Genomic DNA, 20781 nt, shown 5'->3' with positions numbered 1-20781 from the left:
GCGTTTTTATTTTTTCTGACAAGGAGGCCAGATGGCCCGCTATCAACCGATTACCCAACTCACTGGACGGGTGCTGCTGTTCCCGCTCGCGCTGGTGTTGTTTGAGTTCGCGACTTACATCGCCCATGACATGATTCAGCCCGGCATGCTGCTGGTCACTTCTGAATTCAACGTCGGCCCGGAATGGGTGTCGACTTCTCTTACTGCTTATCTGATGGGCGGCGTGGTGCTGCAGTGGCTGCTCGGCCCGCTCTCGGACAAATATGGTCGCCGTCCAGTCCTGCTGTTCGGCATTCTGTTCTTTGCTGCGGCCTGCATTCTGACCACCTGGGTCACGAACATCGAACAGTTTGTCACCCTGCGCTTTATTCAGGGCATCAGCCTGTGCTTTATCGGTGCAGTCAGTTATGCCGCCGTGCAGGAAGCGTTTGATGAGGCTTTAGCGGTGCGCATGATGGCGCTAATGGCCAACGTGGCCCTCTTAGCCCCGCTGGCCGGTCCGCTGGCGGGTGCCGCCTGGTTGACCGTGGGTGAATGGCGCAGCATGTTCTGGCTGTTTGCGATTTGTAGCGTGGTGGCTTTTGTGGTGCTGTGGCGCATCATGCCGGAAACCGCTGGCGATCGTAGCCACTCCATTGCCCTGCCGAATCTGGCACGCGCCTATGGCCGTCTGGCACGCGATCGTCAGGTGATGTATGGGTCTTTCGCTATTGGCCTGGTGTTTATTCCGATTCTGACCTGGGTTGCCCTGTCGCCCGTGATTCTGATGCATGACGAGGGCTTATCGCGCATGGAGTATGCGTTGCTGCAACTGCCAGTGTTCCTTGCCATGATTGCTGGCAACCTGACGCTGGGTAAACTGGCGGGTCGCGTTCCCATCGAGCAGCCGGTCAAATTCGCGGCGTGGCCGATTCTGCTGGGTTTAAGCATCTCGTTGCTGGCTAACCTGCTCGACAGCCATACCTACCTGCTGCTGACCGCAGGATTAAGTCTGTATGCCTTTGGTGCGGGCATGGTCAACGCCGGTCTGTATCGTCTGACGCTGTATTCCAGCAGCGAAGGTAAAGGCAGCGTGGCAGCCATGCTGGGAATGATCAGTATTCTGACATTGGCCATCGGGATTGAACTGGCGAAAGCAGGCTACTTCAGTGGTGGCACGCCATGGTTCAGCGGCATCAACTTTGCGGCGGGTGTGCTGTGGTTTGGCCTGGTCACACTGTTCCTGCGTGAACGTATCCGGCGCAGCCACGTTGAAGCGGTAGAATAATCAAAGGGGCCAATCGGCCCCTTCGTTATTTCTTGCGAGGATAAAGCTCCTTACGCGCATAAGGTTCAATATCCCCTTCTTTACGCGTTTTCAGCAGCTTTAAAATCCAGGTGTATTGCTCTGGATGCGGCCGCACAAATATCTCAACTTCCTCATTCATTCGCCGCGCCAGGGTGTTATCGTCGGCATCCAGCAAATCGTCCATCGGCGGACGCACATAGATTTCCAGACGATGGGTCTCGCTGTTGTACACCGGAAACAGTGGCACCACGCGCGCTCGACACACTTTCATCAATCGGCCGACCGCTGGCAGTGTTGCTTTGTAGGTGGCAAAGAAATCCACAAATTCACTGTGCTCCGGGCCGTGATCCTGGTCCGGCAGATAGTAACCGTAATAGCCCTGACGCACCGAGGCGATAAATGGCTTAATGCCGTCATTACGTGCATGCATGCGGCCACCAAAGCGACGCCGTACGGTGTTCCACACATAATCCAGCAGCGGATCGCTCTGATTATGGAACATGGCCGCCATCATCTGGCCCTCTGACGCCAGCAGCATCGCCGGGATATCCACGGCCCAACCATGCGGCACCAGAAAAATCACGTTCTCTTTGTTGGCCTGCAGGGCTTCGATAATTTCACGGCCGTGCCAGTCAACGCGTTGGCGCACACGAGCCGGATCGCGCATCCCCAACTCAGCCATCATCACCATCGCCTGTGGCGCGGTGGCAAACATACGATCAGCAATCTCTTCGCGCTGTGCTTCGCTTAACTCCGGCAGGCAATAATAGAGATTGATCAACGCACGACGACGCGCACTTTTTGCCAGCTTACCGGCAAACCGCCCCAATCCACCCAAAATCGGGTCGCGCACTTTGGCAGGCAGCATTGCCATGCCCGCCAGCGCACCAATCGCCAGCCAATTGCCCCAGTATTTCGGTTTTAAAAAAGAACGTTGAAAAACGGGAATAAATTCACTGTTATTTTTCTTTCGGGTTTCCATGCACTCGCCTCTGACAATGACGGGACAATGATAGTGACGGTGGTTAATTTTGCAATCATCATGCGTCAGATAGCAAAAAACCGACGAATAATTCATCGGTTTTTTCACTATTGGCTACAGAAATGGGTTATTTCAGTGCCAGCTGTGGCAGATAACTCTTCACGTCCGCCAGATAGTTGCTGCGATCTTTACCAGTCAGCCCTTCCATACGCGGCAGTTTCGCCGTGAGTGGGTTGACGGCCTGATTGTTGATCCACACTTCGTAATGCAGATGTGGCCCCGTAGAACGCCCGGTGTTGCCTGACAGCGCAATACGGTCACCGCGCTTCACTTTCTGTCCTGGTTTCACCAGCGCCTTACTCAGGTGCATATAACGGGTCATATACTGACGACCGTGACGAATGGCCACATAGTTACCCGCCGCCCCGCCATTTTTGACCATCACCACTTCACCATCACCCACGGCCAATACCGGTGTACCGATCGGCAGCGCGAAATCGACACCCTTATGTGGTGCGATGCGGCCCGTTACCGGGTTAAGACGGCGCGGATTAAAGTTGGAGGAAACGCGATACTGTTTCACCGTCGGGAAGCGCATAAAACCACGGGCAAGGCCTGAGCCGTTACGATCGTAGAATTTGCCATCTTCCGCGCGGAACGCGTAGTAATCTTTGCCACCGGTACGCAGACGCACGCCGAGCAGCTGGCTCTGCGCACTTTTGCCATCCAGCATCTCGCGGGACATCAGCACGCTGAAATCGTCACCGGCGCGCAGTTTGCGGAAATCCATCTGCCACTGCATGGCTTTGATAACATTGCTGGTTTCAGCACTTGTCAAGCCTGCACGCTGGGCGCTGGCACCAAAGCTGCCACGCACTTCACCTTTCAGCACACTATTTTGCCACTCGCCCTTTTGCATCTCCTGCTGCATCTTAAAGCTGCCATTCGGCTGGCGCTCGTAAGTGCGGGTTTCACGGCGATCCACTTCCCAGGTAAAGTTTTGCAGTTGACCATCCGCATCCAACGTCCAACTGAGTTGCTGACCGACGCGCAGGTTACGGAAGTCTTTATCGCTATTGACTAACGCATTGATATCACTGAGATCAATACCGTACTGATTCAGTGCGCTGCTCAGGGTATCGCCAGAGGAAACGGTGTAATCGTGTTGATTCGGGTTGTCCTGCACATCTTTATCGATGTCATCGGCCGGAATCTCTTCTTCCGGTTCAACCGTGGTCTGATCAATCGGCTCACTGGCTTCGGGTAACAGCGTGCGCAGTTCGTTTTTGTCCAGCGTGATGTCTTTCACGATGGGGGCAACATCATGGGGATGATAAACGTAAGGCCGCCAGACAGCGACGGCCAACGTGATAACGGTTAATGATCCCAGCATAACGCGGTGGGGACGCGGCAAATTATTAAATGCGAGGGCGACAGAGCGGGCTATCTGCTGCACTTTTACTTATTCCTCTATGCTCCATTCAGGCAGCTCGCATACTGGCTCGACAACTGTGAGAGGAATTTCACATAGCTGTCTTTGGTTAAGCTGATTCCCATGCCCAGCGGGTCAAGTGTGCCTTTGCGCACGTTGGTTCCGCGAGACACGGCATCGATGACGGCCGGCCTGAATTGTGGTTCAGCAAAAACGCATACGGCTTTTTGCTCAACCAACTGTGTTCGTATTTGATGTAAACGCTGGGCGCCCGGTTGGATCTCAGGGTTGACGGTGAAATGTCCAGCAGGGGACAAACCGTAGTGTTTTTCAAAGTAGCTGTAAGCATCGTGAAAAACGAAATAACCCTTACTCTTAACGGGGGCAAGCTGCGCGCCAATATGCTTATCCGCATCTGCTAATTCTGCTTCAAACTGCTGCAGGTTCGCGTCAAGTTTGGCTCTGCTTTGCGGCATAAGTTCCAATAATTTTCCGTGGATTGCAACCGCAGATTGTCGCGCAATCTCAGGTGACATCCACAGGTGCATATTAAACTCACCATGGTGGTGGTGTGTATGAGACGGCTCCTGGTCATCAGACTTATCTGAGTCATGCTCATGATCGTGACCGTGCTCATGTTCGTCCTCGTCTTCACCACCACGAATCAGTAGCGGTTTCACCCCTGGCATCGCCGCTATTTCGAGATTTTTAGCCTCAGGTAACTCTGCCGCTGACTTGGTCAGAAACGCCTCCATTTCTGGTCCAACCCATACCACTAAGTCCGCGTTTTTAATACGTTTTACATCAGAAGGACGTAAAGCATAATCGTGCTCTGAAGCGCCATCGGGCAACAGCACTTCCACTGGCGTCACGCCATCTGCAATGGCCGCTGCGATAAATCCGATCGGTTTGATTGAAGCCACTACGGCTGAGTGCGCGGGCATCGCGCAGGCGGCGGCGAGAGCCGCAGCAGGAAGAGTGAAAGCGAAGCGCTGCTTAATGTGTAACATAATGCGTCATTCCATCGTGACCTGTTGATGGAATGTGATATTATAACATTCGAAATTCAATGCAACCCGTAAATAATATGTCGTCACTTGTTACACTTGAAAACATCTCCGTCAAGTTTTCCCAGCGGCCTGTGCTAGCAGGTATTAGCCTGACACTGGAGCCAGGGAAAATACTTACGCTGCTTGGGCCGAACGGCGCGGGCAAATCGACGCTGGTCCGGACGGTGCTCGGCCTTCTTACGCCTACAGGGGGTAGCGTCAAACGCACCCCCGGTTTACGCATTGGCTACGTGCCTCAGAAGTTGCACATTGACCCGACGTTGCCGATCACCGTTGAACGTTTTATGCGTCTGACGCGTGGCAGCAAGCGAGATGCTATTCTCCCGGCTTTGAAACGCGTGCAGGCCGGACATCTGCTGAATGCGCCTCTGCAAAAACTCTCAGGTGGTGAAACCCAGCGCGTACTGCTGGCGCGTGCCCTGCTCAATCAACCCCAGTTACTGGTGTTAGATGAACCTACGCAAGGGGTTGACGTAAATGGGCAAGTGGCGCTCTACGATTTGATCGATCAGCTTCGTCAGGAGCTCAACTGTGGCGTGCTAATGGTTTCGCACGATCTACATCTGGTGATGGCAAAAACTGACGAGGTACTGTGCCTCAACCACCACATCTGCTGTTCCGGCACGCCAGAAGCGGTGTCGCAGCATCCAGAATTTATCGCCATGTTCGGCCCACGCGGCGCGCAGCAATTGGCTATTTACCGCCATCATCATAATCACCGTCACGATTTACAGGGACGCATTGTGCTGCGCAAAGGAAATGGTCCATCATGATTGAACTGTTATTACCCGGCTGGCTCGGTGGCGTGCTGCTGGCGCTGGCGGCGGGTCCGCTTGGCTCGTTTGTGGTCTGGCGCCGCATGTCTTATTTCGGCGATACCCTCGCGCACGCTTCGCTGCTCGGCGTGGCCTTTGGTCTGCTGCTCAATGTGAATCCCTATTATGCAGTGATTCTGGTGACTGTATTTCTGGCTCTGGGCTTAGTGTGGCTGGAGCGTCGTCCGCATCTGGCCATTGATACGTTACTCGGTATTATGGCGCACAGCGCGCTGTCGCTGGGTTTGGTGGTAGTCAGCCTGATGCAGGGTGTACGTGTCGATTTAATGGCGTATCTGTTTGGCGATCTGCTGGCGGTGACACCGGATGATTTGTGGATGATGGGCGCTGGCGTGGCCATTGTACTGGCGGTGATGGCATGGCAGTGGCGTTCACTGCTGTCGATGACCATCAGCCCGGAGTTAGCTCAAGTGGATGGCGTCAACATTCAACGCACGCGCCTGATGCTGATGCTGGTCACCGCCTTAACCATTGGTGTGGCAATGAAGTTTGTCGGTGCACTGATTATCACCTCACTGTTGATTATTCCCGCTGCCACCGCACGTCGTTTCTCCCGTTCACCGGAACAGATGGCCGGTTTTGCGGTGATTATCGGTATTCTGGCGGTCACCGGCGGACTGACGTTCTCCGCCACTTACGATACACCCGCCGGCCCTTCCGTGGTGCTGTGCGCCGCTGTGCTGTTCATCTTTAGTATGGCGAAAAAGCCGGCGGCGTAATAAAGGGGCCATTAATGGCCCCTTAGCGAATGCCCGATCGTGAAATCGCGCAGCCGGACGAACGCCAGCATTACTCGTCGCGGCTGATGCCGAAATGCTTGTAGGCATGCTGCGTGGCCAGACGGCCGCGCGGCGTGCGCTGAATGAATCCTTGTTGAATCAGGAAGGGTTCAATCACATCTTCAATGGTTTCCCGTTCTTCACCAATCGCCGCCGCCAGGTTATCCAATCCCACCGGACCACCCGAGAACTTGTCGATGATCGCCAGCAACAGCTTGCGGTCCATATAATCAAAACCCTGATTATCGACGTTGAGCATATCGAGTGCGCTGGCAGAGACTTCTCCACTCATCACACCGTTGGCGCGAACTTCGGCGTAATCGCGTACGCGACGCAATAAACGGTTGGCGATACGAGGTGTACCACGGGCACGGCGCGCCACTTCTAACGCGCCCTCTTCACTCAATGCCAATCCTAAGCACGCTGCACTGCGGCTGACGATGTGTTGCAGATCCGGTACGTTGTAAAATTCAAGGCGTTGCACAATACCAAAGCGATCGCGCAGCGGCGAGGTCAGCGAGCCCGCGCGCGTGGTGGCGCCAATCAGGGTAAAGGGGGGCAAATCAAGTTTGATTGAGCGCGCCGCTGGGCCTTCGCCAATCATAATATCCAGCTGATAGTCTTCCATCGCCGGATAGAGCACCTCTTCCACCACCGGTGATAAGCGGTGAATCTCATCGATAAACAGCACGTCATGAGGTTCGAGGTTGGTCAGCATCGCAGCCAGATCGCCTGCCTTCTCCAGCACCGGACCAGAAGTGGTACGTAAATTCACGCCCATCTCATTCGCCACAATGTTAGCCAGCGTGGTTTTACCTAATCCCGGCGGGCCGAAAATCAGCAGATGGTCCAGCGCATCGCCACGCAGTTGCGCTGCTTTGATGAAAATCTCCATCTGCTCGCGCACCTGCGGTTGCCCCACGTATTCCGCCAGGAGCTTAGGACGAATGGCACGGTCGAGGCTCTCTTCTTCATTTATAGAGACGCCCGAGACCAGGCGATCGGCTTCAATCATGCATTACCTCAAATAGCTGCGCGCAGAGCTTCACGGATCAGGGTTTCGCAATCCGCATCAGGTTTGCCGACTTTACTGATCATGCGGCTGGCTTCTTGCGGTTTATAACCCAGCGCCACCAGTGCAGCAACCGCTTCGGCCTCAGCATCATTCGCGGCTGGCGCTTCAGACGGCGTGGTCAATGTGAAGGTCGAGTCACTGCCAAACAGATCGCCGTGCATGCCTTTAAAGCGGTCTTTCATCTCCACCACCAGACGCTCGGCGGTTTTCTTGCCGACGCCAGGCAACTTGATCAATGACGCGATCTCTTCACGCTCAACGGCGGTCACAAACTGTTGTGCTGACATGCCAGAAAGGATTGCCAGTGCCAGTTTTGGCCCCACGCCATTGACTTTCACCAGTTCACGAAACAGCGCACGCTCTTGTTTGTTATTGAAGCCGAACAGCAGCTGCGCATCTTCACGCACCACAAACTGGGTGAAGATAATCGCTTCCTGATTGATCTCCGGCAGCTCGTAGAAGCAGGTCATTGGCATGTGCACTTCATAACCCACACCGTGCGCCTCAATTAACACCAGCGGCGGCTGTTTTTCCAGAATATTGCCTCGTAAGCGACCAATCACCTGAGCAGTTCCTTATGTAATCCTAAAAATACCTGATTGATTTCCGCTGACGTTAAAGCGGCAAGCGAGCGCATGACGATGAACGCACTGAGGTCAGTGATTCAGGTGAACAAGGGTAGCTCGCGCATCAGCCAGTGGAAAGATGACGGGTATTTATATCATAAAAAAGGCTGGATCAATATCCAGCCTTCAATGTTTGGGTTTTCGTCAGCCGGACCGCAATCGCCCACGCGTCATCACCAGCTTAGCGTCACTCAATCGCGTGGTGTTTTGGCTCAGGTGACAATGGGTAATGGCAATCGCCAGCGCATCAGCGGCATCAGCTTGTGGGTTAGCGGGCAGTTTCAGCAAGGTGCGCACCATGTGCTGAACCTGACTTTTTTCTGCCCCACCGGTGCCGGTTACCGTTTGTTTGACCTGACGCGCTGCATATTCGAACACCGGCAAATCGAGATTCACCGCCGCCACAATCGCTGCGCCACGCGCCTGGCCCAGCTTAAGCGCTGAGTCCGCATTCTTCGCCATAAATACCTGCTCGATAGCAAAATAGTCTGGCGAGAATTGGGTGATGATTTCTGTCACCCCGGCGTAAATCAATTTGAGGCGAGAGGGTAGATCGGTGACGTTGGTGCGGATGCAGCCGCTGCCCAGATAGCTGAGCTGGCGGCCAATCTGACGAATCACACCGTAACCGGTGACGCGCGAGCCGGGGTCAATCCCGAGAATGATCGCCACTACGCGCCTCCGGCTGTGAGGTTAATGGAAAACGCCATTACAGCGTTTCCGCGACCTCATCAGAAATTTCACCATTATGATAAACTTCCTGCACATCGTCGCAATCTTCCAGCATGTCGATCAGACGCAGCAGTTTCGGTGCGGTTTCCGCATCCATTTCCGCTTTGGTGGAAGGGATCATTGAGACTTCAGCGGTATCCGCCTTCAGGCCACCGGCTTCCAGCGCATCACGCACCGCACCCAGCTCTTCCCACGCGGTGAACACATCAATCGCACCGTCGTCGTAGCTCACCACGTCTTCCGCACCGGCTTCCAGCGCCGCTTCCATGACCGCATCTTCATCCTGGCCTGGCGCAAAGGAGATCACACCCTTTTTGCTGAACAGGTAAGAAACGGAACCGTCGGTGCCGAGGTTGCCACCGGTTTTGGTGAAGGCGTGACGCACTTCGCCCACGGTACGGTTACGGTTGTCACTCAGACACTCGATCATCACCGCTGAGCCGCCTGGACCGTAACCTTCATAGATGATGGTTTCCATGTTGGAATCATCTTCGCCGCCCACGCCGCGTGCAATCGCACGGTTCATGGTGTCACGGGTCATGTTGTTGGACAGGGCTTTGTCCATTGCTGCGCGCAGACGCGGGTTCGAGCCGGCATCGCCGCCGCCCAGTTTCGCTGCGGTCACCAGCTCACGGATGATCTTGGTGAAGATTTTGCCGCGCTTAGCGTCCTGCGCCGCCTTGCGGTGCTTGGTATTTGCCCACTTACTATGTCCAGCCATCTTGAGTATTTCTCCGATCTTTTATTTCGCACGAGCTATCTTACTTGCGATCTCGATTCCCGGCAGTGCTCGCAATCCTCACATACAAAAGTACGCTCCGGTTGCTGCGCGCTGGCGGTAACCGACCTCGCTGCGCCGATTACGCTCGACTGTTCAATATTAGGGCGCAGGGTTGAAACTCTGCGCAGGATAAATGAAATCTAGCTGATTCGTCGCCGGAAAAACGCGCGGCGGCGGGCATTCAGGTAAATTCTTCGATTGCCTGGCGATTACTCCAGGACTTGGTCAGGGCTGCGGCAGCGGCAGGATCGAGCCAGCGCGCGGCGAGATGCTCGGTGAGCAGCAGGTCACGCTCTTGCGGGAGTGCCAGCCGGAACCAATGTTCGCGGTTGTGCGTGATGCCAGGTGCGTAGCGATGGCGATAGTGCGGGAAGATTTCAAACTCAATGTGTTTGTGGCAATCGTCCAGCACCAGCTGTTCGCCCGCAACGTCGATACCCAGCTCTTCTGACACTTCGCGCTGTGCCGCCTGACGCGGGCTCTCACCCGCTTCGAGGCTGCCCGTTACGGATTGCCAGAAACTTTCATCATCCCGTCGCTGCAGCATTAACACCCGGCCAGTATCTCGCGCAAAAATCACCACCAGCACTGAAACCGGATGTTTATAGCCCATTACTTGTTCTCTGACTTTTCTTTCTTCGGAGCCACCAGAATGCCGAGATCCAACAACGCTGCCGGGTTGGCTTCGCTTGGCGCTTCGGTCATCAGGCACGCCGCTGCAGTGGTTTTCGGGAACGCGATAACATCACGGATGTTGTCGGTGCCGGTCAGCAGCATGGTCAGACGGTCCAGCCCAAAGGCCAGGCCCGCGTGCGGTGGTGTGCCGTATTTCAGTGCATCCAGCAGGAAGCCAAACTTCTCGCGCTGCTCTTCTTCGGTGATACCGAGAATGCTGAATACGGTCTGCTGCATGTTGCCGTTGTGGATACGCACGGAACCGCCACCCACTTCGTAGCCATTGATCACCATATCGTAAGCGTTCGCCACGGCCTGCGTCGGGTCGACCGCCAGCTGTTCAGCCGTCAGTTCTTTAGGCGAGGTGAACGGGTGGTGCATCGCAGCCAGACCGCCCTCTTCATCCGCTTCAAACATTGGGAAGTCGATGACCCACAGCGGTGCCCACATGCTTTCGTCAGTAATCTTCAGATCACGGCCCACTTTCAGACGCAGTGCACCCAGCGCATCAGTGACGATTTTGGCACGGTCAGCGCCAAAGAAGATCAGATCGCCATCTTGTGCAGTGGTGCGGTTCAGAATCGCTTCAACGATTTCAGGCGTCAGGAACTTCGCCACCGGGCTCTGTACACCCTCGAAGCCTTTTGCACGCTCGTTGATCTTCATCCACGCCAAACCTTTGGCGCCATAGATCTCAACAAATTTGGTGTACTCATCAATCTGCTTACGCGTCAGCGCTGCGCCACCCGGCACACGCAGCGCGGCAACACGACCTTTCGGATCGTTAGCCGGGCCTGCAAACACCTGGAATTCCACGCTTTTCAGCAGGTCAGCCACGTCCACCAGCTCCATTGGGTTGCGCAGATCGGGTTTGTCAGAACCGTAACGGTTCATAGCTTCAGCAAAAGTCATTTGCGGGAAGTCACCGAGATCCACGCCTTTCACGTCCATCCACAGTTCACGAATCAGACGCTCCATCTTTTCACGCACCTGCTCGGCGGTCATGAAAGAGGTTTCCACGTCGATTTGGGTGAATTCTGGCTGACGGTCTGCACGCAAGTCTTCATCACGGAAGCATTTAACGATCTGATAATAGCGATCGAAACCGGACATCATCAGCAACTGTTTGAACAGCTGTGGGGACTGCGGCAGCGCGTAAAATTTGCCTTTGTGCACGCGGCTTGGCACCAGATAGTCACGCGCACCTTCTGGCGTGGCTTTGGTCAGCATCGGGGTTTCGATATCGAGGAAGCCCTCGTTATCCATAAAGCGACGCACGAAGCTGGTGATTTTCGCACGGGTTTTCAGACGCTGTGCCATTTCCGGACGACGCAGGTCCAGATAGCGATAGGTCAGACGCGCTTCTTCGCTGTTGGTCTGGTTAGAGTCCAGCGGCAGAGGTTCAGCGCGGTTGATGATGTTCAGCGCATGGGCAAACACTTCGACATCGCCGGTGGCCATATCGCTGTTGCGGTTTTTCTCTTCACGCGCACGCACGGTGCCGGTGATCTGGATACAGAATTCGTTACGCAGCTCAGAGGCCAGCTGGAAAGCGTCCTGATGATCGGCGTCGAAGAATACCTGAGCGATACCTTCACGGTCGCGCATATCGATAAAAATCAGGCTGCCCAGATCGCGACGGCGGTTAACCCAACCGCAGAGAGTGACTTGCTGACCCACGTGAGACAGATTGAGCTGTCCGCAATATTCTGTACGCATAACGTATCCTTTTAACTTCGCCGCTGCTGCCAGACAGCATCAGGCCGCGTAACCTTCTGAGATGCTGTCGCAAAAAAGGCGGCTATTATAATGGAAAAACCCAGGCAGGATAAGTAGAGCCAGATCAAAGCGGGCAAAACATTGCGGTTTATCGCGCGGATTTTCCTGCCGACACCAAAACAGGGTACATTACCCGGCCTATTCCCGCCCGTAAAAGGATCAGGAGCCGCGTTTGACACTTCGCATTGGATTACCACAATGGCAGCATCCCCGCTGGAAGCAGTATGGGCTGGAAACCCTGGCGGATTACGCCCAGCTGTTTGACTGCGTGGAAGGCAACACCACGCTGTATGCGCTGCCCTCGCCGGAAGCAGTGATGCGCTGGCGCGATATGACTCACGATGACTTTCGCTTCTGCTTTAAATTTCCCAACAGCATCAGCCACAAAGCCGCGCTTCGGAACTGCGATGAACTGCTGAACGAATTCTTCCGCTTGCTCGATCCGTTGAGCCAGCGCATCGGGCAGTATTGGCTGCAACTGCCGGCGACCTTCTCACCCACGCAACTGAAAGACTTGTGGCTGTTCCTCGATAGCCTGCCGCGCGGGTTTAGTTACGGCGTTGAAGTGCGCCACGAGCAGTTTTTTGCCAAAGGCGAGGCTGAGCGCGCGTTCAACCGTGGCCTGCTGGAACGCGGCGTGAATCGCGTGATCCTCGATAGCCGTCCGGTGCACGCCTCGACTTCGCAAAGCGCCGCCGCCGTGGACGCCCGGGCGAAAAAACCGCGCGTGCCACCGCATGCCGTGCGCAGCGGTTCGCAACCGATGGTGCGCTTTATCGGCAGTGACAGCGTGGAAGAGAGCGTGCCGCTGTTTCAGCCGTGGCAAAATAAACTGGCAGAATGGCAGGCGGACAGCGATCCGATGCTGTTTATCCATACGCCGGATATGGGCGAAGTGTTCCCCTTACTGCAGGCGCTGTGGCCTCAGTTGCTGCAACTTGAGCCTTCGCTGCGCAATCTGCCCGACTGGCCGCAACAAAGCAGCTTGTTCTAAACTCAAAGCGGGTGCAGCCTGCGGGACTTTCTGACAGAATAGCGCCCTTTCCGATTCCTCTCTCCGGACTTTTCATTATGTCTGACCGCGATACGCTATTTTCCGCACCCATCGATAAGCTGGGTGACTGGACCTTTGACGAGCGCGTGGCTGAAGTCTTTCCCGATATGATTCAGCGCTCGGTGCCGGGTTATTCCAACATCATTTCGATGATTGGCATGCTGGCAGAACGCTTTGTGAAGCCTGATAGCCAGGTTTACGATCTCGGCTGCTCGCTCGGTGCCGCCACGCTCTCAGTGCGCCGTAATATTCATGTGCCGGGCTGCCAGATTATTGCCGTGGATAACTCTCCGGCGATGGTGGAGCGTTGCCGCCGCCATATTGATGCCTTCCGCGCAGATACGCCGGTGCAGGTGATTGAAGCGGATATTCAGGATATCCATATTGAGAATGCTTCAATGGTGGTGCTGAACTTTACTCTGCAATTTCTTGAGCCGCCTGCGCGCCTGGAACTGCTGAAAAAGATCGCTAAAGGCCTGAACCCCGGCGGTGCGCTGGTGCTGTCTGAGAAATTCAGCTTTGAAGATGGCGAAGTGGGCGAACTGCTGTTCAACATGCATCACGACTTCAAGCGTGCTAACGGTTATAGCGAACTGGAAATCAGCCAGAAACGCAGCATGCTAGAAAACGTCATGCTCACCGACAGTGTAGAAGCGCATAAAGCGCGTCTGAAAGACGCCGGTTTTGCCCATGCGGAATTGTGGTTCCAGTGCTTTAACTTTGGTTCTTTGGTAGCGTTGAAATGATTGATTTTGGCCGTTTTTATCAGCAAATCGCCACCGGCCCATTGGCGAGCTGGCTGGAAGTTTTACCCGCACAAGTCGCAGTCTGGCAGCGCGAGAATCTGCACGGTAAATTCCGCGACTGGGAAAAGTCAGTGGATTACCTGCCGCTGCTGAACCCGCAAACGCTGGATCTGGTCAACAGCGTCACGGCCACGGCTGACGATCTCACCGATCGCCAACGTCTTGGTATTGAAAACCTGTTGCGCAACCTGATGCCCTGGCGCAAAGGTCCTTATTCCCTTTACGGCACCGAGATTGATACCGAATGGCGCTCGGACTGGAAATGGGATCGCGTGCTGCCGCATATCTCGCCATTAACCCACCGCACGGTGCTGGATGTCGGCTGCGGTAGCGGCTATCACATGTGGCGCATGATCGGCGCAGGCGCGAAGCTGGTGGTCGGCATCGATCCGATGCAGCTGTTCCTGTGTCAGTTCGAAGCGGTGCGTAAGCTGCTGGGAGACGATCGTCGCGCCCATCTGCTGCCACTTGGCATCGAACAACTGCCCGCCTTGCAGGCTTTCGACACGGTGTTTTCGATGGGTGTGCTGTATCACCGCCGCTCGCCGCTCGATCATTTATTGCAGTTGAAAAACCAGCTGGTGAGCGAGGGAGAGCTGGTGCTGGAAACGCTGGTCGTTGAGGGCGATGAAAACACCGTTCTGGTGCCGGGTGAACGCTATGCGCAGATGCGCAACGTTTACTTTATTCCGTCCGCTGCCGCGTTGAAGGGCTGGCTGGAGAAGTGTGGATTTGTCGATGTGCGCATCGCGGATTACGCGGTGACGTCAGTGGAAGAGCAACGTCGCACCAGCTGGATGACCAGCGAATCACTGGCCGAGTTCCTTGATCCTAACGACAGCAGCAAAACCATTGAAGGTTATCCAGCACCGCTACGCGCGGTACTGGTGGCACGCAAGCCGTAATGCTTAACGCCGCGACAGCGCCAGCTTCGCGGCGAAACCGATAAACACACAGCCCGCCAAACGATCCATCACTTTCAGCACTGTTGGACGACGCAGATGCGCCGCAAAATACTGACTGCCGCCAATCAATATCGCATTCCATACCAGGCCAATCATCATATGCGTTAACGCCATCAGGGTGCACCATAGCGCCACTGACGCACCGGCCGGAATAAACTGTGGCAGGAAAGTGACATAAAACACACCGACTTTCGGATTTAACAGATTGCCGAATAATCCTCGCGAGAAGCAGGCGAAATAGCTTTGCTCTTTGCCCTGCACACTCTGACTCTCTTCCGCCTGGGTGCGGGGATTCAGCAGCAGTTTAATGCCGAGATAGAGCAGATAGGCGGCGCCGACCCACTTCAACAGGTTATACGCCATTTCGGAAGCCAGCAGCAGCGCGCCGAGACCCAGTCCCACCGCAACGCCCCACACCAGACAGCCCATGGTGACACCCAATGCGGTGGCTGATGCCCGTTTCCAGCCTTGCGCGGCTGCGGAACGCAGCACCAGCGCGGTATCAAAGCCTGGCGTTAACGTCAGAATAGTAATGGCAAAAAGAAATGAAAATATCAGTGTCATGGCGAGCTCCCTGTCAGTTCGCCGCTATCTTAACCTTGCCGCAACATCTTGACGATAGTTACCTTCCGTCAGTAATTGATAATAATTCTCAACTTGCCAGTAATGGTTAAATCTCCGTCATTTATCTGTGTCACTTTATCGTTAACGGCTTTTCTCACATCAAGGAGTTGTCGCTATGAGTAAATTCATTTTTTCTTCTCCGCGTAAGTATGTTCAGGGTGCAGGTGTGCTGGATGAATTGGGGACCTATGTGGCCGAGCTGGGCCAGCATGCATTTTTGGTCGCCGATGACATCGTCTGGAAACTAATTGGTGAACGCACACAGAAAACGTTAAAAGCGGCGGGCATTGAGTTCAGCTGGCAGCAGTTTAACGGTGAAGCCTCCAGCAACGAGATCAATCGTTTAACGCAACTGGCGAAATCACAAGGCAGCAATGTGGTGGTGGGCCTTGGCGGCGGTAAAACGCTGGATACCGTAAAAGCGATTGCGGATGAGCTTAAGCAGCCGGCCGCCATAGTACCAACCGTGGCCTCGACGGATGCACCCTGCAGCGCCTTGTCCGTGATCTATTCCGACAGCGGCGTATTCGAAAGCTATCGCTTCTACAGCAAAAACCCGGATCTGGTGCTGGTGGATACCGCTGTTTGCGCTGGTGCGCCAGCCCGCTTGTTCGCCTCCGGCATTGCCGATGGTCTGGCCACTTGGGTGGAGGCTCAGGCCGTGCTGCGCTCGCATGCCAAATCGATGGTCAACGGCGATCCGACCATTGCAGGCACCGCGATTGCGCGCGCCTGTGAAGAGACGCTCCTGACATGGGGCTACAGTGCTTACACCGCTGTGAGTGAAAAACGCGTGACGCCAGCCGTCGAAGCCGTGGTGGAAGCCAATACCCTGCTTTCAGGACTCGGATTCGAGAATGCCGGATTGGCGGGTGCGCACGCCATTCATAATGGCTTTACCGCGATTGATGGCGATATCCATCATCTGACGCACGGCGAGAAAGTCGCTTACGGCACGCTGACGCAGATGGTGCTGGAGCAGCGTCCGGATGAGGAGATTGCGCGTTATATCCGCTTCTACCGTTCCATCAAAATGCCGACCACCTTGAAAGAGCTGCATCTGGAGAACGAGTCCTGGGAGAATCTGCTGCGCGTCGGGGCGCTGGCAAACAGCGAGGGGGATACATTGAAAAACCTCAACCCGAACTTGTCGCCAGAAGACATTGCCAACGCGATTGTCGCAGTGGATGCCTTCAGTAAAACCGTGCAGTAAAAGAGGTTGGGCGCACCACGGTGCGCCCGGACCAACCGCGTTTACTCCCCGTCATCCGCTACGGCTGGCGGGCGATCCCAGTACTGATATTTGTACGCAGAACTCAGGTGGCGCTCGATGGTGCCTTTAGCAAACACCTCGGTTTCATGCAGATAACTTAGCGTACAGTTGCCCACCTCATCCCATAACTGACACTCGTCAACTGAACTTAAGGTACTGACAGGCGTGGTAGCGAAGCCATTAAGCCGCAGCTCTCGCCACTGCTTATCATAACTATAGGTGTCTTTACCGCGTGCACTGGACGATGAGGTGACCAGCCCTTGTGGATTCCAGCGCCAGGTGCTCTCTCCGTTGGTCATCACATCACTGCCGCGCGCGACGCTTTTCTCCAGACGAAAATGTTTGTCGTAGCGGTAAGTGGTATCGGTGAAGCCATCCTTGCCCATGCTGGTAAATTTGTCGGAAGAACTGATGATGTTGCCATGTTGACCCATTTGCCAGCTGATGGTGCCCTGACGGTTATCCACCACTTCCTCTTTGCCCGCTTTTACCACTTTGACCAGGTAGGCATACTCCGCCACCCAACCTCGCTGCACGCGGGCGATGTGCTGTTCCATGGTCAGCACCACGTTGCCTTCGTTCTTGTCATACGTAATGTCGGCAACCATCAAATCCCCGCACTGATCGAACTGCCCCAGCACGCGTTTTTGCGAATCGACATCTTTACCAAACTCACCGGCTACGACCTGACGTACCGCGCCTTTGGCATCACCACCCAGCATGATCCAGTTGTTGCTGCTGGTAATATTTTTGCTCAGAGGCGGACAGGCACTGCTCACCGCCAGCGCTGAACCAGACAAGGGAAACAACAGCACTAAAACAGCACAAGAGTAGGATTTCATGAATGTTATCCGCGCTAAGCCATAAAGTAATCAAAGCATCTTTTTTAACAATGCGCTATCAACGGCTGTACAGCAGACAAAAAGAACCCCAGCAAAACTCACTGGGGTTTGGTACTTGCAAACATCACGTCAGAGTTTTGGCGTGCTGCGCGGCAAAAGGGGTGCGAACTCAGGCGACACGAACTGCGGTCATTTCCAGCATGCTTTTCATCGCTTCGACCACATCGCCGTCGACACAAGTTCGGCTGAATTCGTCGACTTCTGCTTCGGAGCACATGGAGACACCGGCTTTACGGTAGCGCATCGGCGAAGCAACCAGTCGGCTGGCGGAGCTGTGAACTTCCTGCAGACCACTATCGATAAATTTCTGCAAATTGCTCAAACGAACACCCGCACCGGCCATAATAATTGGACCCGTGCTCAGTTCATTTAGTTCCCGCAACAATGCAATTCCAGTTTCTGCGCTCTGCTGCTGGCCGGAAGTCAAAATACGCGCAACGCCTAAATCCGTCAGTACGTCCAGCGAACGTTTGGGGCTGTGGCACAAATCAAAAGCGCGGTGGAAGGTCACCGCCATGCCATCACTGAGCGCCATGATCTGCCGCATGCGCGCAATATCAACATGGGCATCTTCATCCAGCATGCCGATCACCACGCCAGGGAAACCGAGTTCACGCATCAGTGCAACATCGGATTTCATCACCTCAAATTCCTGTGCGGTGTAACAAAAATCGCCGCCACGCGGGCGAACAATCGGGTGAACCGGTATGGACAGTTCACGTTGTGCGGCTTCCAGCACGCCAGCTGACGGCGTCAGCCCGCCTTCGCGTGGGGCACTGCACAGTTCCACGCGATCGGCACCGGACTGCTGTGCAGTCATTGCACAGTCGATGCCGTAGCAACAAATTTCCAGTTTCGTCATAGCTTGCTCCTTTTCATGACTTCTGGCTCGAGAGGATGGCTTGAGTTAGTCTGCTTAATTGGACAGTTTACGTGGAAACCTCACTATGGCATTCGATTTTGATCAATGGATAGACCGTCGTCACAGCGATAGTTTGAAGTGGCACAAATATGGCGATCGTGATGTGCTGCCTTTATGGGTTGCAGACACGGATTTTCGCTCGCCGCCCTGCATTATTGAGGCCATTAAAAAACGCGCCGATCACGGTGTTTTTGGCTATGGCGGCACACCCACAGGATTGATTGATATCACTGTTTCCCGCCTGGCGCAGCGCTACAACTGGCATATTCAGCCGGAATGGATCGTTATGCTGCCTGGCGTCGTCAGTGGTCTGAACCTTTCGGTCCGCGCGTTTACCGAGGCTGGGCAACGCACAGTCGCGCCAACGCCGATTTATCCACCGTTCCGCGCGGCCTCAAAACTCGCCGAGCGTGAACAGATCAACTTGCCGCTGCATTTACAGCATGGCCGCTGGGTCGTCGATCTCGATACGGCTGCGATGCAGGGCAATGAACGCCTGCTGATGCTGTGCAATCCGCAAAACCCCGGCGGCACCGTGTATCGTCGCGAGGAACTGGAGGCGCAACTGGCGTTCGCTCAGCAACACGATTTAATCGTTTGTTCTGATGAAATTCACTGTGATTTGATTTTGTCGCCCGATGCCCGCCATATTCCTTTTGCAGCATTGAGTGATGATGCTGCACAGCGCAGCATTACGCTGATATCGCCCTCGAAAACCTTCAACATCGCTGGTCTCGGCGCATCAATGGCGATTATCCCCAACCCTGAATTACGCAAACGGTTTAAACAGGTACGCGAAGGTATTGTGCCAGGGGTCGATATTCTCGCACTGGTGGCAGCAGAAGCAGCCTGGCGTGAAGGTGATGCATGGCTGGAGGCGCAAATCCAATACCTGCGGGCGAATCGCGACTGGCTGGTGGCGCAGGTGAATGCACTCCCCGAATTGCACATGAATTCGCCCGAAGCGACCTATCTTGGCTGGATTGATGCCAGCCAGCTGGATGTGGCCAGCCCCGCGCTCTATTTTGAAAAACACGGCCTCGGTTTTTCACCCGGCCGCGATTTTGGTGATGACAACTTCGTGCGCTTTAACTTCGGCTGTACTCGCGTCTTACTGGAACAGGCGGTGAGCCGATTGCATAGCGCAGTCATGGCACGGCGTTAGCCTTGTTCACTGGCGACAATTTCTTCCAGTCGCCAGGGATGAAACTTGATGGTGGTTTGCCCGTCCGTCACCGCCAGTGTCGGGTTGGGCAAACGCTCATGCTCACCTTTTGGCGCGCTGGTTTTGAACGAAATGCCGGGTTGCGTCAGTGCATGATCGGAGAGCAATGCCATCGCGCGCACACCCAATGTTTCGGGCTCACCGCGCAACACGATTTCCACATGTTCCCAGCCTTCATGGCGATACAATTTCTCACCCGGCCAGGGTAACTCAATCACATCGACCTGCCATCCAGCGATCGTTAACGGCTGATGCAATTTGAACAAGCAGATCGGGCGTCCGTTGATCATGGCTTCGGAAAACTGACTGCCCATCTGCTGCAATCCCGCCTTCCAGCGCTCCGCCGTGGCGAACTGATGGCAGCGCACCGCCAGGTGATCGGCCTCATGTTCGGATAACCGCAGCCCTAATCTTTCAGCAAATTGCTGCAAGGAGTGCTCAAATCGAGCCAGGTCTTGTTCTAAATCACTCAGTTCAGCAGGAAAATTCATCTCAATACTCCAGACACATCAATATCAATTCAATTATTTTAATCAATTTAAAAACAGCAGCGCTTCAGAATCCGCTTGACAAAATCGCCGGATTCCTCCGATTTCATCATGAAAAAGACCTGAAACCGCATAAATAGGCCCTCTCTTTAGGATTATTCGCCTAAATAGGTCCAGCGGTTACTTTATGAAAACACCTTAAATCACTGTTAATATTAACGATAATTAATACAATGAGATAAGTCTTATTTCAGTTGCAAACAATTGCAGCTTGATACCCTTTCTTATAAATTTGTGTTTCACAACTACAAGGAATGGCTCTATGTCTATGCTCATTGTTGTCGCGGTCCTGATTGCATTGATGGGATTTGCAATTTCCCGCCACTGGAAGGTGCGTGAAGACAAAAGCGTTAAAAATCCTCGTCGTCACCCGCGTCGCCGTTAACCGGCGCGCGGGTTGCTGTTAC

Annotated in this window: 22 protein-coding genes; 9 read left to right on the top strand and 13 right to left on the bottom strand. The window is 54.6% G+C overall.

The window, feature by feature from the left end; translation table 11 throughout:
- The first annotated feature begins 31 nt into the window (after nucleotides 1–31).
- Entirely contained in the window at nucleotides 32–1267 is a 1236-nt protein-coding gene (locus tag JK231_RS09165; protein WP_182058046.1) for an MFS transporter, read from the top strand.
- 25 nt (nucleotides 1268–1292) lie between these two features.
- Here JK231_RS09165 and lpxM read toward each other — a convergent pair whose 3' ends face one another.
- From lpxM to znuA, 3 genes are all read right to left on the bottom strand, one after another.
- Nucleotides 1293–2270, bottom strand: coding sequence for a lauroyl-Kdo(2)-lipid IV(A) myristoyltransferase (gene lpxM / locus JK231_RS09160; protein ID WP_038646521.1), 978 nt, complete (start codon nucleotides 2268–2270; stop codon nucleotides 1293–1295).
- A 127-nt stretch (nucleotides 2271–2397) separates the two neighbouring features.
- Nucleotides 2398–3726: a murein DD-endopeptidase MepM gene (gene mepM, locus JK231_RS09155; RefSeq protein WP_034828661.1), complete on the bottom strand. Its 1329-nt coding sequence runs from the start codon at nucleotides 3724–3726 to the stop codon at nucleotides 2398–2400.
- A 14-nt stretch (nucleotides 3727–3740) separates the two neighbouring features.
- Complete coding sequence (gene znuA / locus JK231_RS09150; RefSeq protein ID WP_058960184.1) at nucleotides 3741–4712, bottom strand: zinc ABC transporter substrate-binding protein ZnuA; 972 nt, start codon at nucleotides 4710–4712, stop codon at nucleotides 3741–3743.
- 77 nt (nucleotides 4713–4789) lie between these two features.
- On the opposite strand from znuA, the gene znuC reads away from it, so the two are divergent.
- Both znuC and znuB read left to right on the top strand, forming a co-directional pair.
- A complete protein-coding gene (znuC, locus tag JK231_RS09145) occupies nucleotides 4790–5545 on the top strand; it encodes a zinc ABC transporter ATP-binding protein ZnuC (RefSeq protein WP_097117250.1) in 756 nt (251 codons plus the stop codon).
- Nucleotides 5542–6327 (top strand): zinc ABC transporter permease subunit ZnuB, encoded by a 786-nt coding sequence (gene znuB / locus JK231_RS09140; protein WP_034828656.1) that lies wholly within the window; start codon nucleotides 5542–5544, stop codon nucleotides 6325–6327. Before znuC ends, znuB begins: the two co-directional genes overlap by 4 nt.
- 70 nt (nucleotides 6328–6397) lie before the next feature.
- On the opposite strand, the gene ruvB is transcribed toward znuB, so the two are convergent.
- The 6 genes from ruvB to aspS all read right to left on the bottom strand — a co-directional run bounded on the left by ruvB (nucleotide 6398) and on the right by aspS (nucleotide 11995).
- Entirely contained in the window at nucleotides 6398–7402 is a 1005-nt protein-coding gene (gene ruvB / locus JK231_RS09135) for a Holliday junction branch migration DNA helicase RuvB (protein WP_097116855.1), read from the bottom strand.
- 8 nt (nucleotides 7403–7410) lie between these two features.
- Nucleotides 7411–8025: a Holliday junction branch migration protein RuvA gene (gene ruvA, locus JK231_RS09130; RefSeq protein ID WP_034828652.1), complete on the bottom strand. Its 615-nt coding sequence runs from the start codon at nucleotides 8023–8025 to the stop codon at nucleotides 7411–7413.
- A gap of 207 nt (nucleotides 8026–8232) precedes the next feature.
- Complete coding sequence (gene ruvC, locus JK231_RS09125; protein WP_211728414.1) at nucleotides 8233–8760, bottom strand: crossover junction endodeoxyribonuclease RuvC; 528 nt, start codon at nucleotides 8758–8760, stop codon at nucleotides 8233–8235.
- Nucleotides 8761–8797: 37 nt separating this feature from the next.
- Nucleotides 8798–9541: a YebC/PmpR family DNA-binding transcriptional regulator gene (locus tag JK231_RS09120; RefSeq protein ID WP_034828649.1), complete on the bottom strand. Its 744-nt coding sequence runs from the start codon at nucleotides 9539–9541 to the stop codon at nucleotides 8798–8800.
- A 241-nt stretch (nucleotides 9542–9782) separates the two neighbouring features.
- Nucleotides 9783–10214, bottom strand: a complete 432-nt coding sequence (nudB, locus tag JK231_RS09115) for a dihydroneopterin triphosphate diphosphatase (protein ID WP_034828648.1) — start codon at nucleotides 10212–10214, stop codon at nucleotides 9783–9785.
- Nucleotides 10214–11995 carry an aspartate--tRNA ligase gene (aspS, locus tag JK231_RS09110; protein ID WP_160869631.1) on the bottom strand — a complete coding sequence of 594 codons (1782 nt, stop codon included), beginning with the start codon at nucleotides 11993–11995 and terminating at the stop codon, nucleotides 10214–10216. Before aspS ends, nudB begins: the two co-directional genes overlap by 1 nt.
- 232 nt (nucleotides 11996–12227) lie before the next feature.
- Between aspS and JK231_RS09105 the strand changes: the two genes are divergently transcribed.
- The 3 genes from JK231_RS09105 to cmoB all read left to right on the top strand — a co-directional run bounded on the left by JK231_RS09105 (nucleotide 12228) and on the right by cmoB (nucleotide 14820).
- The gene (locus JK231_RS09105; RefSeq protein WP_097116853.1) at nucleotides 12228–13049 is read left to right on the top strand and encodes a DUF72 domain-containing protein; all 822 of its coding nucleotides are present in this window, start codon (nucleotides 12228–12230) and stop codon (nucleotides 13047–13049) included.
- A gap of 77 nt (nucleotides 13050–13126) precedes the next feature.
- Nucleotides 13127–13855, top strand: a complete 729-nt coding sequence (cmoA, locus tag JK231_RS09100; protein ID WP_160832826.1) for a carboxy-S-adenosyl-L-methionine synthase CmoA — start codon at nucleotides 13127–13129, stop codon at nucleotides 13853–13855.
- Nucleotides 13852–14820: a tRNA 5-methoxyuridine(34)/uridine 5-oxyacetic acid(34) synthase CmoB gene (cmoB, locus tag JK231_RS09095; RefSeq protein WP_211728413.1), complete on the top strand. Its 969-nt coding sequence runs from the start codon at nucleotides 13852–13854 to the stop codon at nucleotides 14818–14820. Before cmoA ends, cmoB begins: the two co-directional genes overlap by 4 nt.
- A gap of 3 nt (nucleotides 14821–14823) precedes the next feature.
- Here cmoB and JK231_RS09090 read toward each other — a convergent pair whose 3' ends face one another.
- Entirely contained in the window at nucleotides 14824–15444 is a 621-nt protein-coding gene (locus tag JK231_RS09090) for a LysE family translocator (RefSeq protein WP_160832825.1), read from the bottom strand.
- Between the two features lie 175 nt (nucleotides 15445–15619).
- Between JK231_RS09090 and JK231_RS09085 the strand changes: the two genes are divergently transcribed.
- Complete coding sequence (locus tag JK231_RS09085; RefSeq protein WP_211728412.1) at nucleotides 15620–16717, top strand: glycerol dehydrogenase; 1098 nt, start codon at nucleotides 15620–15622, stop codon at nucleotides 16715–16717.
- A 41-nt stretch (nucleotides 16718–16758) separates the two neighbouring features.
- Here JK231_RS09085 and JK231_RS09080 read toward each other — a convergent pair whose 3' ends face one another.
- Together JK231_RS09080 and cutC are read right to left on the bottom strand one after the other, a co-directional pair.
- A complete protein-coding gene (locus JK231_RS09080; RefSeq protein WP_160832823.1) occupies nucleotides 16759–17619 on the bottom strand; it encodes a hypothetical protein in 861 nt (286 codons plus the stop codon).
- Between the two features lie 169 nt (nucleotides 17620–17788).
- The gene (gene cutC / locus JK231_RS09075) at nucleotides 17789–18541 is read right to left on the bottom strand and encodes a copper homeostasis protein CutC (protein ID WP_160832822.1); all 753 of its coding nucleotides are present in this window, start codon (nucleotides 18539–18541) and stop codon (nucleotides 17789–17791) included.
- A gap of 85 nt (nucleotides 18542–18626) precedes the next feature.
- Here cutC and JK231_RS09070 point away from each other — a divergent pair, with 85 nt between their 5' ends.
- Entirely contained in the window at nucleotides 18627–19766 is a 1140-nt protein-coding gene (locus JK231_RS09070) for a PatB family C-S lyase (RefSeq protein WP_097116848.1), read from the top strand.
- Here the strand turns inward: JK231_RS09070 and JK231_RS09065 are convergent.
- Nucleotides 19763–20323 carry a VOC family protein gene (locus tag JK231_RS09065; protein WP_160832842.1) on the bottom strand — a complete coding sequence of 187 codons (561 nt, stop codon included), beginning with the start codon at nucleotides 20321–20323 and terminating at the stop codon, nucleotides 19763–19765. The two genes, JK231_RS09070 and JK231_RS09065, sit on opposite strands and share 4 nt — an antisense overlap.
- Before the next feature lie 313 nt (nucleotides 20324–20636).
- Between JK231_RS09065 and JK231_RS25650 the strand changes: the two genes are divergently transcribed.
- A complete protein-coding gene (locus JK231_RS25650) occupies nucleotides 20637–20759 on the top strand; it encodes a hypothetical protein (RefSeq protein WP_007889544.1) in 123 nt (40 codons plus the stop codon).
- The last annotated feature ends 22 nt before the right edge of the window (nucleotides 20760–20781 follow it).

The organism is Pantoea sp. JGM49 (assembly GCF_018257655.1).
GTDB lineage: Bacteria > Pseudomonadota > Gammaproteobacteria > Enterobacterales > Enterobacteriaceae > Pantoea > Pantoea communis.
The sequence above is the reverse complement of the archived record's forward strand: the minus strand, read 5'-3'. Positions and strand labels throughout refer to the sequence as shown.